Genomic DNA, 16,248 nt, shown 5'->3' on the forward strand with positions numbered 1-16,248 from the left:
AGCGGGGTATGATAGCGGCCGATCCGAACCACTGAAAATTTATCCAGCGTTTTTTGCGCCCGACTATTCATGATCAGCACTGAACTCAAAACCACGATCCAGGGCGCCTATTCGCGTTTTCTCGAAGCCAAGAGCTTGAAACCGCGGTACGGGCAGCGCCTGATGATCGCCGAAGTGGCCAAGGTCCTCGGGGATATCGACACCGACGACGAAGGCCGCCGTGAGGGTGAGCCTGCGGTCGTGGCCGTCGAGGCCGGCACCGGTACCGGCAAGACTGTGGCCTACAGCCTGGCGGCGATCCCCACGGCCAAGGCCGCCGGCAAGCGCCTGGTGATCGCCACCGCGACCGTCGCCCTGCAGGAGCAGATTGTCTACAAAGACCTGCCTGACCTGATGCGCAACAGCGGCCTGAGCTTCACCTTCGCCCTGGCCAAGGGGCGTGGCCGCTACATGTGCCTGTCCAAGCTCGACGTGTTATTGCAGGAAGGTCACGCACAAACCGCTACCGCGCAACTGTTTGAAGAAGAAGGCTTCAAGATCGAAGTCGATGAAGCCAGCCAGAAGCTGTTCACCAGCATGATCGAGAAACTGGCCGGTAATAAATGGGACGGCGACCGCGACAGCTGGCCCACCGCCCTGGAAGATTCCGACTGGGCGCGCCTGACCACCGACCACAGCCAGTGCACCAACCGCCATTGCCCCAACTTCGGCCAGTGCGCCTTCTACAAGGCCCGCGAAGGCATGGGCAAGGTCGATGTGATCGTCACCAACCACGACATGGTCCTGGCCGACCTGGCCTTGGGCGGCGGCGCCGTGCTGCCGGACCCACGGGACACCCTCTACGTTTTTGACGAAGGCCACCACCTGCCGGACAAGGCCATCGGCCACTTCGCCCATTACACGCGCCTGCGCTCCACCGCCGATTGGCTGGAAACCACCGCCAAGAACCTCACCAAGTTGCTGGCCCAGCACCCGTTGCCGGGCGACCTGGGCAAGTTGATCGAACAGGTGCCGGAGCTGGCGCGGGAGATCAAGACCCAGCAGCAGTTCATGTTCAGCGCCTGCGAACAGGTCGCTGACTTCAAGCCCGGCGAAGACGTGGAAGGCCGTGAGCGGCCACGCCATCGTTTTGTCGGCGGGTTGATTCCCGAGCATATGCGCGAAATGGGTATCGAACTGAAGAAGGGCTTCTCACGCCTTACAGACCTGTTCACCCGTCTGACCGATTTGCTCAAGGAGGGTATGGACGGCGAGGTCAACATCGGTATCGCCAGCAACCAGGCCGAAGAATGGTACCCACTGTTTGGCAGCCTGTTGTCCCGGTCCCAGGGCAACTGGGAGTTGTGGACCGCCTTTACCGTCGAAGACCCGGAAGACAACCCGCCCATGGCCCGTTGGCTGACGTTGTCGGAGAGCGGCGCGTTGTTCGATATCGAAGTCAACGCAAGCCCCATCCTGGCCGCCGAAATGCTGCGGCGCAACCTGTGGAACGTGGCCTACGGCTGCCTGGTGACGTCGGCCACGCTGACCGCCCTGGGCACCTTCGACCGCTTCCGCATGCGTGCCGGCCTGCCGAAAAAAGCCGTCACGGCAGTGGTGCCGAGCCCGTTCCATCACGCCGACGCGGGTGTGCTGCGGGTGCCGGACCTCAAGGCTGACCCACGGGATGCGGCGGCGCATACGGCCGCGATCATCCGTGACCTGCCGGAACTGGTAGAAGGTTCACGGGGCACCCTGGTGCTGTTCTCCTCGCGTAAGCAGATGCAGGACGTGTTCGACGGCCTCGACCGCGACTGGCGCAAGCAGGTATTTATCCAGGGCAACCTGTCCAAGCAGGAAACCCTGAACAAACATAAGGCACGGGTCGATGGCGGCGATTCCAGCGTGCTGTTCGGCCTGGCCAGTTTCGCCGAAGGTGTGGACTTGCCCGGCGCCTACTGCGAACACGTGGTGATCGCCAAGATCCCGTTCTCGGTGCCGGATGATCCGGTTGAAGCTGCGCTGGCCGAATGGATCGAAGCCCGGGGCGGCAACCCGTTCATGGAGATTTCGGTGCCTGACGCTTCCCTCAAACTGGTGCAGGCCTGCGGGCGCTTGCTGCGCACGGAACAGGACCGGGGCACCATCACGTTGCTTGACCGTCGTCTGGTCACCCAGCGCTACGGCAAGGCTATTCTGAATGCCTTACCGCCGTTCAGACGCGAAATTTCCTAAGCCACTGTGGGCGGATTCGCCCATTTCGTGGTCTATGTCAACGCTGTCGATTTAAGTCATCAGGCCATTCATCGGCCGATTGGAGAGTCTTGTTCGTATGATTCGCACGCTGCCTGCCCTTTTTGCCCTGCTGTTTGCTGCGCCTTTGATGGCCGCGCCTGCCGGGCAACAAACGCTGTTCAACTTCGTCCGTCCTGCCGATGTGGTCAAGGTGGCGACCCAGGACGCCAGCCTGCCGCAATACAACGCCGAACAAACCCCCGAAGGCGAGGTGTTGCGCCGCATCACCTTCAACCCGGTCGCGGAACCGAGTTTGGTGCTCAGCCCACAATCCGGCGTATGGGACTGGTCCCAGAACAGTGCCATGAGCCTGCGCATCCAAAGTGCCATGGACTGGGCACTGACGCTCTACGTCAAAGTACAGAGTACAGATGGCAAGACCCTGGTCAGTCGCGTTGATCTGCCGGCCGGTCCGGCCCAGACCTTGTTGATCCCGCTGCAAGCCAACTCGCCGTTGAGCCAGGGCATGAAGGCCGGCCCGCCGATGCCGATCACCGTGGATGGCCAGCGTGTGCTGCTGGCCGCCAGTACCGGCGAAATCGACCGCAGCCAGGTGGCATCGGTGACGCTGTCGATGATCAAGCCCGATGTGCCTCAGAGCATTCTGCTGGAGCGTTTTGGCGTGCAGGACAGCGAGCCGGTGGTAAAGGCGGCCTACAGTGACCTGGTGGACGCCTATGGCCAGTCCACCCGCGCGCGCTGGCCGGAAAAGGTCGCCAGCGACGAACAGCTCAAGGCCGCCGTGGCCAGGGAGCAGCAGCAACTCAAGGGGTGGCTGGCGGAACGTGACAAGTCTTCCCTGGACCAATATGGCGGCTGGAGCAAAGGCCCGACATTCGACGCCAGTGGTTTCTTCCGCACGCAGAAACGCGACGGGCGCTGGTATCTGGTGACGCCAGAAGGCCACCCGTTCTACTCCTTGGGGGTCAACACTGTGGCGCCGGATAACAGCCAGACCTATATGGCCGGTCGTGAATGGATGTTCGCCGCCTTGCCCAAGGCCGGCGAGCCCTTCGACAAATACTACGGCCGCGGCGATAACCGCACCGCCAACGGATCGGGTGAGGGCCGCGGCTTCGCTGCCGGGCGTTGGTACGATTTCTATGGTGCCAACCTGCAACGTGCCTATGGCACCGAAGGTTTCGACCAGAAGCGCTGGGTCAGCCATACCCTTGATCGTCTGCAGGCCTGGGGCTTCAATACCGTAGGCAACTGGAGCGATCCAGACCTGGCCACCGCTGATCGCGTGCCTTACACCTTGCCGCTGTCAATCGTTGGCGATTACGCCAGCATCAGCACCGGCACCGACTGGTGGGGCGGTATGCCCGACCCGTTCGACCCGCGTTTCGCCATGGCCACCGAACGTGCCGTAGCCATTGCTACGCGTGATCATCGTGACGATCCCTGGTTGATCGGCTACTTCGCCGATAACGAACTGGCCTGGGCCGGCCCGGGAGATGCGCCGCAATCCCGTTACGCGTTGGCCTACGGCACGTTGCGCTTGACCACCGACGTGCCGGCCAAGCGCGCGTTCCTCAAGCAATTGCGCGACAAGTATCGCAACGAAGAGGGGCTTTCGAGAGCCTGGGGCATCCACCTCACCGGCTGGGAGCTGATGGAGGACCCAGGTTTCGTACCGCCGATGCCGAGCCCTGAACACCCGGAAATCGAAGCTGATTTCAAATACTTCCAGAAGACCTTCGCCGACGCCTACTTCAAGACCATTTCCGACTCGCTGAAATGGCACGCACCGAACCAGCTGCTGCTGGGCGGTCGTTACGCCGTGAGTACGCCGGAAGCCGTGGCGTCCTGCGCGCAATATTGCGATGTGCTGAGTTTCAACATGTACACCCTCAAGCCCCAGGACGGCTATGACTTCGCCGCCTTGCGTGCGCTTGATAAGCCGGTGTTGATCACAGAGTTCAATTTCGGCTCGGCGGACCGTGGCCCGTTCTGGGGGGGCGTAACGCAACTGGCCAAGGAAGAAGACCGCGGCGCGGCGTACGGCAACTTCCTCAAGCAGGCCATGGCTGAACCGTCGATCGTCGGTGTGCACTGGTTCCAGTACCTGGACCAGCCGGTAACCGGCCGTTTGCTGGACGGCGAGAACGGCCATTTTGGCCTGGTCGGTATCACTGACGTGCCCTACCAGGGCTTTGTCGAGAGTGTGCGTAAAAGCAACCTGTCGGCCGTCGATCAACTGGGCAAGGAGGCGCAGAAAGCCAAGGCGGACAGCGCGGTGCGTGAAAGCGAAGGCGGCAAGTCCGGGCACGAGGGCAAAGGTGCAGGGCAGGGCACCGGGCATGCCGGCGGGCACTCTGGAAATGGTCACTGATTGAGCGTTGACGGGTTCACAAAACCCATAATGGCTGGAACAATGTCGGCCACTTTTTACAGTGTTTTTCGAGGGCGCTCAGGTGCAGATTCAGGGTCATTACGAACTCCAGTTCGAAGCGGTGCGCGAAGCGTTTGCCGCGTTGTTCGATGACCCGCAGGAACGAGGCGCGGGGCTGTGCATCCAGATCGGTGGCGAAACCGTGGTCGACCTGTGGGCCGGCACCGCCGATAAGGACGGGGCCGAGGCCTGGCACAGCGATACCATCGTCAACCTGTTCTCCTGCACCAAGACCTTCACCGCCGTCGCGGCTTTGCAACTGGTGGCCGAAGGCAAGCTGAAGCTGGACGCCCCCGTGGCCGACTACTGGCCTGAATTTGCGGCCGCCGGAAAAGACGCGGTGACGTTGCGCCAGTTGCTCTGCCACCAGGCCGGGTTGCCGGCAATCCGCGAAATGCTGCCTGCCGAGGCCCTGTACGACTGGCAATTGATGGTCGACACCCTGGCGGCCGAGTTCCCGTGGTGGACGCCCGGCCAAGGACATGGCTATGAAGCCATCACCTATGGCTGGCTGGTCGGCGAACTGCTGCGCCGTGCCGACGGGCGCGGGCCTGGGGAATCCATCGTGGCGCGGGTTGCACGGCCTCTGGGGCTGGACTTCCATATAGGTTTGGCGGACGAAGAGTTTTATCGTGTCGCCCATATAGCGCGCAGCAAAGGCAACATGGGCGACGAAGCGGCACAAAGATTGTTGCAAGTAATGATGCGCGAACCCGCGGCAATGACGACCCGCGCATTCGCCAATCCACCGTCTATTCTTACCAGCACTAATAAGCCTGAATGGCGACGCATGCAGCAGCCAGCGGCAAATGGTCACGGTAATGCACGAAGCCTGGCAGGGTTTTATAGCGGTTTGTTGGACGGTAGTTTGCTGGAAAGCGACATGCTCGAACAATTGACCCGTGAACACAGTATCGGGCCGGATAAAACCTTATTGACCCAAACCCGATTCGGCCTGGGGTGCATGTTGGATCAACCGCAGTTGCCCAACGCTACCTTCGGCCTTGGCCCGCGTGCGTTTGGGCATCCTGGGGCAGGGGGCTCGGTGGGTTTTGCCGACCCGGAACATGATGTAGCGTTCGGTTTTGTGACTAATACGCTGGGCCCCTATGTACTTATGGACCCGCGTGCGCAGAAGTTGGTCGGAATATTGGCCGGTTGTCTGTAAACCGCTTGCTGTTTCACAATTTTTTGTTACAAAGGCATGTATAAGAAGACGCTGAACGAAATGAAGTAACTTCAATGTTCTTTAAGTGTCTGTTTAACGGGTCCTCCAGACCCTCCGGTTTTTTCTCATTTGTGGATATCTCATGTTATCGAACAAGTCCTTGGCACTGGCGCTGTGCCTCACTATTACTGGCTGCGCACAAACTCCACAAAATGATGCCGAAGGTGGGCATTGGTGGTCATTTGGATCTGACAAGGCCGCTACCAAGGATGCAGTGACCCAAACCGAAACCAAACCGGATGCCAAGCCTGCCGCTGGCGCCAAGCCTGCCGCACCCGTGGCCGCCGCAGCCCCTGCAGCCCCCGCAGCCAATGCGCCAACGCCTGCCCCGGTAGCCAAGGCCGACACGGGTTCCAGCTGGTGGCCGTTCTCCTCCAAGAGTGCCGATGAAAAAGCTGCCGATGCCAAGGCCGATCTGAAAGCCGACCTGCAGGCCGCCACGCCGACAGCAACGCCGGCTGCAGCACCTGCCGTCGCCAAGACCGATAGCGAAGCTCACTGGTGGTGGCCATTCGAAAGCAAGCCAAAACCACTGGCCAAGGTCGATGTGACCAACGTGCCGATGCCTGACCCGAAAATTACCCAAGCCTGGCTCGACGACTACGAGCCCCGCCTGCGCACTGCGATCAAGGACAGCAACCTGCAACTTGAGCGCCGCGACAATGTGTTGGTGATCATCGCGCCGGTGGACGGTTCCTATAACCCGAAACGCCCGGCCATGTTGCTGCCGGTGACCCTGGGGCCGTTCACCCGTGTTGCCAAGGCCGTTGAAGGTGACCCGAAGACTGCCGTGCTGGTACTGGGCCATGTCGACGCTAACGGTGCCGAACCGCAAAGCCAGGCGCTGACCAAGGAACGTGCACAATCCATCGCCTCGATTTTCAGCCTCAGCGGCTTGAAGCAGGACCGCCTCATGCTGCGTGGCATGGGTGACCTGATGCCGCGTGCCGCCAACGACAGCAACCAGGGCCGCGCCCTGAACCGTCGTATGGAAATCATGTTCACCCAGCGCACCACCATGTTGGCGTTGTTGAGCAAGTACAACTCGGCTAACCCGCCGAAGGCTGAAATGATCGCTGTGCAGGACGTTCCGGCACCGGTAGCGCCGGCGGCCAAAAAAGCAGCGCCGGCGAAAAAGGCTCCGGCCAAGAAAGCGGCTGCCAAACCGGCTGCCAAGAAAGTGGCGGCCAAGCCCGCTGCTAAAAAGCCAGCCCCTGCCAAAGCCGCCGCACCGGCTTCGAACGACCAGGCAAAGAACTGATTCGGTGAACCAGAAGGATAAAGCCGCATGACCCAGGCACTGGCCGATATGCGCCGTGACTACACACGGGACGGTTTGAGTGAGGCCCAGGCCCCAGGCGAGCCGTTTGCCTTGTTCCACCAGTGGTTCGGCGAGGCGGTAAAGACCGAGCAGCCACCGGTGGAGGCCAATGCCATGACGTTGGCCACGGTTGACCAGGAAGGTCGCCCGCACTGTCGCATCCTGCTGCTCAAGGGCCTGGATGCACAGGGCTTTACCTTCTTCACCAACTATCAGAGCGCCAAGGGTGAACAACTCGCGGCGCGGCCCTTCGCGGCCATGACATTCTTCTGGCCGACCCTGGAGCGCCAGGTGCGTATCGAAGGACGGGTGGTGAAGGTCACGCCTGAAGAGTCCGATGCTTATTACCAGGTTCGCCCGTTGGGCAGCCGCCTGGGGGCTTGGGCGTCCCCGCAGAGCAAGGTCATTCGTGACCGTGAAGAACTGCAGGAATTGCTTAAGGTCACCGAGCAGCGCTTCAGCGATACCCAGCCCGATTGCCCGGAGCATTGGGGTGGTTACCGTTTGCTGCCGGAACGCATCGAGTTCTGGCAAGGCCGCGCCAGCCGCCTGCATGACCGCCTGAACTACCGCCTGCAAGGGGCCGACTGGGTGCGTGAGCGCCTGGCTCCCTGAGCTCTCCGTTCCAAGGGTTTACCCTTTCATACTGAGCCTCGGTTAAAGAGGCTTCAGGTGTTTGCGACTGCGCAGCCACACTGATAAACGCGCCTTCATGACATTCCTTGGAATAGGGTAATTGCTACCGTTTGTCGGTTTTTATGGTGCTGGCAGTCTGTACTAGGGCTGAATGAAAGCAATTTTCTGCCGGGCTTGCCGTGACAGGCGTCGAGTCGCAGCGTTTAATGAAACCCTGTCCTTTGGAGTTGATGCTATGCGTAAGTCCGTTTTACTGGTTGCCTGCTTTACCACCCTGTCGTTGCTGTTGGGTGGCTGCGCCTCGAGTCTGACCGGCGACTCGTACTCCCGTGATGACGCGCGACGTGTACAAACCGTTCGCATGGGTACCATCGAATCCCTGCGTCCAGTGAAAATCGAAGGCACCAAGACCCCAATCGGCAGCGTTGCCGGTGCAGTGGTCGGTGGCGTTGGCGGCAGTGCTATCGGCGGTGGCCGTGGCAGTATCGTCACGGGTGTTATCGGTGCGGTTGCCGGTGGCCTGCTGGGTTCCGCGGCCGAAGAAGGCCTGACCCGCACTCAGGGCGTCGAAATCACCGTTCGCGAAGACGATGGCAGCATGCGCGCCTACGTCCAGGCCGTTGACCCGAATGAAATCTTCCGCATCGGTCAACGCGTGCGCATCATGAGTGTTAACGGTCAAAGCCGCGTTTCTCAGTAAGCGTCGGTTGCAGAAATACAAAACCCCAGCCGGGTGACCGGTTGGGGTTTTTTGGTTTTGCGGGCTGCGATTTCAAACCTGAAAGTGTTTCACCATCGTATTCAGCTCATGCGCGAGGCTGGCGAGGGATTGCGAAGCGCTGGTGGTTTGGGTCGAACCTTCCGCGGACTGAATCGACAGTTGCTGGATATTCAGCAAATTGCGGTCGACCGCCCGAGCAACGTCGGCTTGCTCGGCCGCAGCGGTGGTGATGACCAGGTTGCGGTCGTTGATCTCATTGTTGGCTACCAGAATATCCGCCAGTGCCTGTTGTGCCAGCTCGGCCAGTGACAGGGTTTGCTGGGTCATGCTGCTGCTGTCGAGCATGGTCTTGACGGTGCTGGCAGTGTTGGACTGAATACTGCCGATCATGTGTTCGATTTCCTGGGTCGACTGAGCGGTGCGATGAGCCAGGGCGCGGACTTCGTCGGCGACTACTGCAAAACCGCGACCGGCCTCGCCCGCACGGGCGGCTTCGATGGCCGCGTTCAACGCCAGCAGGTTGGTTTGTTCGGCGATGGTGCGGATAACATCCAGTACCTTGCCGATATCCTTGGCTTGTTCGGCCAGGCTACCCACTTGCTCGGAGCTGACTTCAACGCCACGGGTCAGTGCCAGGATGGCATCCAGGGCTTCCACCATGCGTTGCTGGCCTTTCAAGGCAATGCTGCGCGACTCCTGGGACAGGTCGGAAGTTGATGCGGCGTTCCTCGCGACCTCTTCAATAGCGCTAGTCATCTCGGTGACGGCCGTAGCGGCCTGTTCGATTTCGCCATGCTGCTGCCGCAAGTCGCGGCTGCCTTCGGCGGTCACGGCATTCAGTTCTTCGGCGGCTGCGGCGAGTTGGCTGGATGAACCGGTAATTTGCCGCAAGGTCTGCACCAGGTTGTTACGCATCGTCTCCTGCGCCCTGAGCAGGCGAGTGGCCTCGTCATTGCCCGTTGGGTTGATGGGCTGGGTGAGATCGCCCTTGGCGATGGTTTCGGCTACCAGCACCGCTTCGTTGATGGGGCTGGTGATGCTGCGGGTCAGCAGCCAGGCAACCAGTAAAGTGCCGCCACTCACCAGCAGGATGACGAGTGCGATGCCCTTCACGGCGTGTTGATAAGCGTCAACCGAGGTCAAACCCGCTTGTTCCGCACCTTTATTGGCGAGGTCGATCAGTTGGTCGAAGTTCTTGGTCATGTGCTCGTAGCTTTCCCGGATGCTGTTGAGAAAGTCGCGGGCGCCGGTCTTGTCGCCTGAACGTGAGCGTTTGAGCATCTCGGCGTGGTTCTTCGCATACGCTTCCAGGCTCTGGTTGAAAGCGTCGAGGCGGGATTTCTCCTCGGCGGTGTTCAGGAGCCCCGCGTATTGCGCCAACTGTTCCTTGACGGCCTTCAGGCGCCCAGCGGATTTGTCTTCGTAGGTCTGCATGTCTGCATCGCTTGAGGACAGGATGTGCGCCATTTCCCCCAGGCGGAAACGGTCGAGCGAGGCATTGGCCAGGGCCAGCAGTCGGACGCGCTGCAGCCAGTTGTTCTGTATGTCGGCAGCCTGGGACTGCACTTCGCCGATCTGCTTGAGGGCGAACAGGCCGAGAAACACACTCAGTGACGCAATAGCAGCGAAGCCGATGAAGGCTCTGGCTGCGATTCTTATATTTCTCAGGAACATGGGATTGTCGCTCGGGCTGGAAACGCGTTGGAGAGCAGGGTCGGGCGGGTGTCCCGGGGAGGAACAGCAAGATCGCCACATCAGATAGTCGGCGGGAGGAGGGAAGTCTTTAGGGCCTTAAAGACAAAGCATCGGCAGATCGTGCCAGGTTGCCGCGGCGCCGTTGTGAAACAACACGCGACCGGGGCTATGTGAACATCTGGATGTGGGGCGGGGGGACTGGATGAGAGGGAAAGAGCAGGAGCCGGCTACCGGCTCCTGCAACGGGCTCAGGCTTTCTTGCGACTGGCCATCGCCGTCACCGCATAGCCGATACAGGCGGCCAGGATCGATCCGGTCAGGATTCCCATTCGGTCTTCACCCGCGAACTCGCTGGCGCCCGGCACGAACGCCAGGGAGCCGACGAACAGGCTCATGGTGAAGCCGATGCCGCACAGGATCGCCACACCGAATACCTGGCCCCAGTTGGCGCCGCTGGGCAGGGCGGCGAGGCCGGTCTTGATGGCGAGCCAGGTGAGGCCGAACACGCCCAAGGTCTTGCCGATCAACAAGCCTGCGGCAATACCCAGGGGTACGTGGTGGGTGAAGCTGTCCAGGCTGACGCCCGCGAGAGATACACCGGCATTGGCAAATGCGAACAGCGGCAGGATGCCGTAGGCCACCCAGGGATGCAGGGCGTGTTCCAGGGTCAGCAGGGGCGAGGGTTCGGCATTTTTGGTGCGCATCGGGATGCAGAATGCCAGGGTCACGCCGGCCAGGGTGGCGTGCACGCCACTCTTGAGCACGCACACCCACAGGATCAGGCCAACGATCAGGTAGGGGCCCAGCTTGATCACACCCAGGCGGTTCATCGCGATCAACGCAATCAGGCAAGCGCCCGCGCCCGCCAGTGAGGCACCGGACAGATCGGCGGAGTAGAACAACGCGATGACGATAATGGCACCGAGGTCATCGATGATGGCCAAGGTCATCAGGAACAGTTTCAGCGACACCGGTACCCGCTTGCCCAGCAGCGCCAGGACGCCCAGGGCAAAGGCGATATCGGTGGCCATGGGGATCGCCCAGCCGGACATGGCGGCAGGGTAGTCCTTGTTGATCGCCCAGTAGATCAGCGCCGGCACCACCATGCCGCCAATGGCCGCGGCACCGGGCAACACCACTTGCGACGGCTTGGACAGATGACCGTCGAGGAGTTCTCGTTTCACTTCCAGGCCGATCAACAGGAAGAACAGGGCCATCAGGCCGTCGTTGATCCACAGCAGGGCGGGTTTGGCGATTTTCAGCGCGCCGATCTGTGCCACCACCGGCACCTCGAGAAAGGCGTTATACAGGTGCGACAGCGGAGAATTGTTAACGATCAGCGCCAAGGCGGCAGCGGCGATCAACAACAGACCGCTGGCGGCTTCCAGTTGGAAGAAACGGGTGAAAGTGCTACGCAGAGGCAAGGTTGCTCTCCAATCCAAGGTTCAATAGGTGGGTACCCTAACCCGTACCGTTAGTTGTTAAAACAAAAGTTATATTCTTATTTGTTATAAGCGAGGGGCAGGACCGGGACTGCGCCAAAGCCTAGCAATTGTGTGTCTAATTGAGTCCTCACTGTATCTGTGTGCAGTGTAGGAAACCCCCTAGAATTCGGCTGAAATCTTTAGAGAACCATCTTATGAGCGACCACCGTACCTGGGCCCGCGAAGCCATTCGCATCATTGAAGCGGACTTCCAGCGCAGCGCCGACACGCACCTGATCCCGTTGCCATTGCCGGGTCTTCCGGGTATCGAGTTGTACTTCAAGGATGAGTCCAGCCACCCCACGGGCAGCCTGAAACATCGGCTGGCCCGGTCACTGTTTCTGTACGCGCTGTGTAATGGTTGGCTCAAGCCGGGCGCACCGGTGATCGAGGCCTCCAGCGGTTCGACGGCCATCTCGGAAGCCTATTTTGCCCGCCTGCTTGGCCTGCCGTTCATTGCGGTCATGCCGGCTACCACGTCCCAGGAAAAGATCGCCCAGATCGCCTTCTATGGTGGCAAAAGTCATTTGGTACAGGATCCGACGCAGATCTACGCCGAGTCCGAACGCCTGGCGAAGGAAAGCGGCGGTCACTTCATGGACCAATTCACCTACGCCGAGCGGGCCACGGACTGGCGGGCGAATAACAACATTGCCGAATCGATCTTCCAGCAGATGCGTTTCGAGCATCACCCGGAACCGAGCTGGTTGATCTCAAGCCCCGGCACCGGGGGTACCATCGCGACGCTGGGACGCTATGTGCGTTACCGCCAGCATTGCACGCGGGTGCTGTGCGCGGATGCCGAGCGTTCGGTATTTTTCGACTTTTATCAAAGCGGCGACGCCAGTTTGCGCCTGGACTGTGGCTCTCGGATCGAAGGGATTGGTCGGCCACGGGTCGAGGCGTCGTTTTTGCCCAAGGTGATTGATGCGATGGTCAAGGTGCCGGATGCTTTGTCGCTGGCGGCCATGCATTACCTGGCCGAGCGTCTGGGGCGTCGGGTCGGCGGCTCCAGCGGGACCAATCTGGTTGGCGCCCTGGTGGCGGCGCAGCAGATGAAAGCGGCGGGAGAGTCGGGGTCGATCGTGGCGATCTTGTGCGATGGGGGAGAGCGTTATGCCACCACGTATTACGACCAAGCGTGGCTGGCAGCCCAGGGATATGCATTGGAAGGGCTTATTGCCGCGGTTGCGGCCAGTGTCGAGCGAGGCGAGCCGTTGCCGGATAGCATCCTGCGCGCAAACATCTGAGAAAGGCTGCAAAGCTGCAAGAAAGAACAGGCTCAATACCGGCTTTGACTTGCAGCTTTCAGCTAAAAACTCGCAACTTCAGCCTTGGCTGCCCAACATATCCCGCGCCAACGCCTCGGCAATCCGAATGCCGTCAACACCCGCCGACAGAATCCCACCGGCGTAACCCGCGCCCTCGCCGGCCGGGAACAGGCCTTTTACGTTCAAACTCTGCAACGACTCGTTACGGGTAATCCGCAACGGCGACGAAGTGCGGGTCTCGATACCCGTCAGCACCGCATCGTGCAGCGAGTAGCCTTTGATCTGCTTTTCGAATGCCGGCAAGGCTTCGCGGATGGCCTCGATGGCGAAGTCCGGCAGGGCCAGGGCCAAATCACCCAGTGCTACGCCGGGCTTGTAGGACGGTTCCACACTGCCAAGGGCCGTGGAGGGCTTGCCGGCGATGAAATCACCCACCAGCTGCGCCGGCGCTTCATAGTTGCTGCCGCCGAGGATGTAGGCGTGAGACTCCAGGCGCTCCTGCAACTCGATACCGGCCAGCGGGCCACCTGGGTAGTCCACTTCAGGCGTGATGCCGACCACGATGCCGGAGTTGGCATTGCGTTCGTTACGCGAGTACTGGCTCATGCCGTTGGTGACCACGCGGTTTGGCTCGGACGTTGCTGCGACTACTGTTCCGCCCGGGCACATGCAGAAGCTGTAGACCGAACGGCCGTTCTTGGCGTGGTGTACCAGCTTGTAGTCGGCGGCGCCGAGTTTCGGATGCCCGGCGTATTTGCCCAGGCGCGCGGCATCGATCAGCGACTGCGGGTGTTCGATGCGAAAGCCTACGGAGAACGGCTTGGCTTCCATGTAAACGCCACGCTCGTGGAGCATGCGGAAGGTATCGCGGGCGCTGTGACCCAAGGCCAGGACCACATGCTTGGAGAGCAGTTGCTCGCCGCCATCGATCACCACGCCGTTCAACTGGCCATTTTCGATCAACACGTCGGTGACGCGCTGCTCGAAACGCACTTCACCGCCCATGGCGATGATCTGCTCGCGCATGTTTTCCACTACGCCGGTCAGGCGGAAGGTGCCGATGTGCGGCTTGCTGACATAGAGGATTTCTTCCGGTGCGCCGGCTTTGACGAACTCGTGCAGCACTTTGCGGCCGTGGAATTTCGGGTCCTTGATCTGGCTGTACAGCTTGCCGTCGGAAAAGGTCCCGGCGCCGCCCTCACCGAACTGCACATTGGATTCAGGGTTGAGCACGCTTTTGCGCCACAGGCCCCAGGTGTCCTTGGTGCGCTGGCGGACTTCCTTGCCGCGCTCGAGGATGATCGGCTTGAAGCCCATTTGCGCCAACAGCAGGCCGGCGAAGATGCCGCAAGGACCAAAACCCACCACGATCGGTCGTTCGACCAGGTCTTGTGGAGCCTGGCCGACCATTTTGTAGCTGACGTCCGGAGCCGGGTTGACGTTGCGGTCGTCGGCGAACTTGAGCAGCAGGGCGGCTTCGCCTTTTACGTTCAGGTCAATGGTGTAGATGAAGCACAGCTCCGACGTTTTCTTGCGCGCGTCGTAGCTGCGCTTGAACAGGGTGAAATCGAGCAGGTCATCACTGGCGATGCCCAGGCGCTGCACGATGGCGAGCCGCAGGTCTTCTTCGGGATGGTCGATGGGCAGCTTGAGTTCGGTGATTCGTAACATGACAGGGTCCGGTAGGCGGCGGGCAAGGAGGCCGGCTGTTTTGCAAACCGGCGATTATAAGCCCCAATGGCAGTTTTCCGTCAGGTTAAAACAGCGCAGGGCTGAATCAGTCGTCCCGCGAACCACCAAACGCCGCACAACCCCGCTGTACCTGGCCGTTGACCCGCAATTCGGCGGTCATGTGTTGCAGGCTGCCGCTGACGCTGTCCACGCAACGCTGCGGCGCCACCCATAGTTCGACGTGCTGGTTGTTGGCTTCGGTCATCAGGTTGAAGCGGCCATCACCGATCTGCTCTTCGACATAAGGCACCGCCAAGGGCAGCTGGCCTTCGCGTTCAAGCACCATGCCCTTGGCGGTGACGTTCATGGCCCAGGCTGGTTTATGGCCGCTGGCGCGCAAGGTCATGCGTTTGAAATCCGGATCGTTGCAGGCCGACGTCGAGCGCTCGACGCGATAGAGCTGTTGCAGTTCCACCGAGCCCTGGGTGCCGCTGGCAACCCCGGAGAACTTGCCGCGCAAGTCGGCAAACAGCTTGCCTTGCTGGCCGGCCAGCGAGGCGGCTTCCTGCAGCACGCTGGTACCGCCGGTGTCATTGACCACATAGTTGCGCTGGTCGTTGCACGGCTGGAACAGCAGCTTGCCGCCTACTGCCGTCAGCTCACCCTGCATACGGGTCAGGCCGGCGGTAGACGGCTTGGCCGGTTCGCTTTCGAACATCTGGCAGGCGGCGAACAGGGGAAGCAAGGCAAACAGGGCGAGGGTACGGGCGGCGCGCATTATCGGGTCTCCAGACAAGTGCCGTCACGTTACGCAGGCTGGGGCGGCATCACAAGTCCCGCGCCCTGCTTCAGGAGATTCTTACAGACCTGAAAATCAGCCGACGATAAACGTCTGCCCCGTTTGCAGTCCCTCGACGCTTTTTGCGTAGGCCAGTGCTACATCTGCACCAGGAGCCGGCTTGTAGCCACGGAAGTAAGGCGCGTAGCTGCCCATGGCTTCCAACAAGACGGTCGGGCTGACGGAGTTGATGCGCAGGCCGCGTGGCAATTCGATCGCGGCTGCTTTGACGAAGGCATCCAGTGCGCCGTTGACCAGCGCCGCCGAGGCTCCGGTGCGGATCGGGTCGCGGTTGAGGATGCCGCTGGTGAAGGTGAACGAGGCACCGTCGTTGGCGTATTCACGGCCGATCAGCAGCAGGTTGACCTGGCCCATCAGCTTGTCCCGCAGGCCCAGTTCAAAATCGCTTTCGCTCATCTCACCCAGTGGTACGAAGCTCACACTGCCGGCGGCGCAGACCAGCGCATCGAATTTGCCGGTCTGCTCGAACAGCTTGCGGATCGACGCACTGTCGCTGATGTCCACCTGGAAGTCGCCGCTGCTGCGACCGATGCTGATCACTTCGTGACGCTGCGCCAGTTCCGCCTTGACGGCTGAACCGACCGTACCGTTGGCGCCAATCAATAGGATTTTCATCGTGCTGTTCCTCCGGGGAGATAAATGAAGGTTCAGTCTAGTGTGGCTTTTTGAGTGGATAAACGCGCTAATGGGCAA

12 protein-coding genes are annotated in these 16,248 nt (G+C 60.8%); 7 read left to right on the forward strand and 5 right to left on the reverse strand.

The window, feature by feature from the left end; translation table 11 throughout:
• Positions 1–69: 69 nt before the first annotated feature.
• The 6 genes from dinG to M5B97_RS08370 all read left to right on the forward strand — a co-directional run bounded on the left by dinG (position 70) and on the right by M5B97_RS08370 (position 8,554).
• Positions 70–2,214, forward strand: a complete 2,145-nt coding sequence (dinG, locus tag M5B97_RS08345; protein ID WP_248731229.1) for an ATP-dependent DNA helicase DinG — start codon at positions 70–72, stop codon at positions 2,212–2,214.
• 97 nt (positions 2,215–2,311) lie between these two features.
• Entirely contained in the window at positions 2,312–4,609 is a 2,298-nt protein-coding gene (locus tag M5B97_RS08350) for a beta-galactosidase (protein WP_248731230.1), read from the forward strand.
• An 82-nt stretch (positions 4,610–4,691) separates the two neighbouring features.
• Positions 4,692–5,837, forward strand: coding sequence for a serine hydrolase domain-containing protein (locus M5B97_RS08355; RefSeq protein WP_248731231.1), 1,146 nt, complete (start codon positions 4,692–4,694; stop codon positions 5,835–5,837).
• A gap of 142 nt (positions 5,838–5,979) precedes the next feature.
• Positions 5,980–7,158 (forward strand): OmpA family protein, encoded by a 1,179-nt coding sequence (locus M5B97_RS08360; RefSeq protein WP_248731232.1) that lies wholly within the window; start codon positions 5,980–5,982, stop codon positions 7,156–7,158.
• A gap of 27 nt (positions 7,159–7,185) precedes the next feature.
• Entirely contained in the window at positions 7,186–7,833 is a 648-nt protein-coding gene (gene pdxH / locus M5B97_RS08365; RefSeq protein WP_248731233.1) for a pyridoxamine 5'-phosphate oxidase, read from the forward strand.
• Between the two features lie 256 nt (positions 7,834–8,089).
• Complete coding sequence (locus M5B97_RS08370) at positions 8,090–8,554, forward strand: glycine zipper 2TM domain-containing protein (protein ID WP_060753814.1); 465 nt, start codon at positions 8,090–8,092, stop codon at positions 8,552–8,554.
• A gap of 72 nt (positions 8,555–8,626) precedes the next feature.
• On the opposite strand, the gene M5B97_RS08375 is transcribed toward M5B97_RS08370, so the two are convergent.
• Entirely contained in the window at positions 8,627–10,249 is a 1,623-nt protein-coding gene (locus M5B97_RS08375; protein ID WP_248731234.1) for a methyl-accepting chemotaxis protein, read from the reverse strand.
• A gap of 269 nt (positions 10,250–10,518) precedes the next feature.
• Positions 10,519–11,694, reverse strand: a complete 1,176-nt coding sequence (gene nhaA, locus M5B97_RS08380) for a Na+/H+ antiporter NhaA (RefSeq protein ID WP_248731235.1) — start codon at positions 11,692–11,694, stop codon at positions 10,519–10,521.
• Between the two features lie 215 nt (positions 11,695–11,909).
• Here nhaA and M5B97_RS08385 point away from each other — a divergent pair, with 215 nt between their 5' ends.
• The gene (locus M5B97_RS08385) at positions 11,910–13,004 is read left to right on the forward strand and encodes a PLP-dependent cysteine synthase family protein (protein ID WP_248731236.1); all 1,095 of its coding nucleotides are present in this window, start codon (positions 11,910–11,912) and stop codon (positions 13,002–13,004) included.
• Positions 13,005–13,082: 78 nt separating this feature from the next.
• Here M5B97_RS08385 and M5B97_RS08390 read toward each other — a convergent pair whose 3' ends face one another.
• From M5B97_RS08390 to M5B97_RS08400, 3 genes are all read right to left on the reverse strand, one after another.
• Entirely contained in the window at positions 13,083–14,696 is a 1,614-nt protein-coding gene (locus M5B97_RS08390; protein ID WP_248731237.1) for an NAD(P)/FAD-dependent oxidoreductase, read from the reverse strand.
• Between the two features lie 106 nt (positions 14,697–14,802).
• On the reverse strand, positions 14,803–15,474 hold the full coding sequence (locus M5B97_RS08395) for a hypothetical protein (protein WP_248731238.1): 672 nt from the start codon (positions 15,472–15,474) through the stop codon (positions 14,803–14,805).
• 96 nt (positions 15,475–15,570) lie between these two features.
• Positions 15,571–16,170: a short chain dehydrogenase gene (locus M5B97_RS08400; protein ID WP_134658063.1), complete on the reverse strand. Its 600-nt coding sequence runs from the start codon at positions 16,168–16,170 to the stop codon at positions 15,571–15,573.
• Between the last annotated feature and the right edge of the window lie 78 nt (positions 16,171–16,248).

Source organism: Pseudomonas sp. MWU13-2517 (genome assembly GCF_023242545.1).
GTDB lineage: Bacteria > Pseudomonadota > Gammaproteobacteria > Pseudomonadales > Pseudomonadaceae > Aquipseudomonas.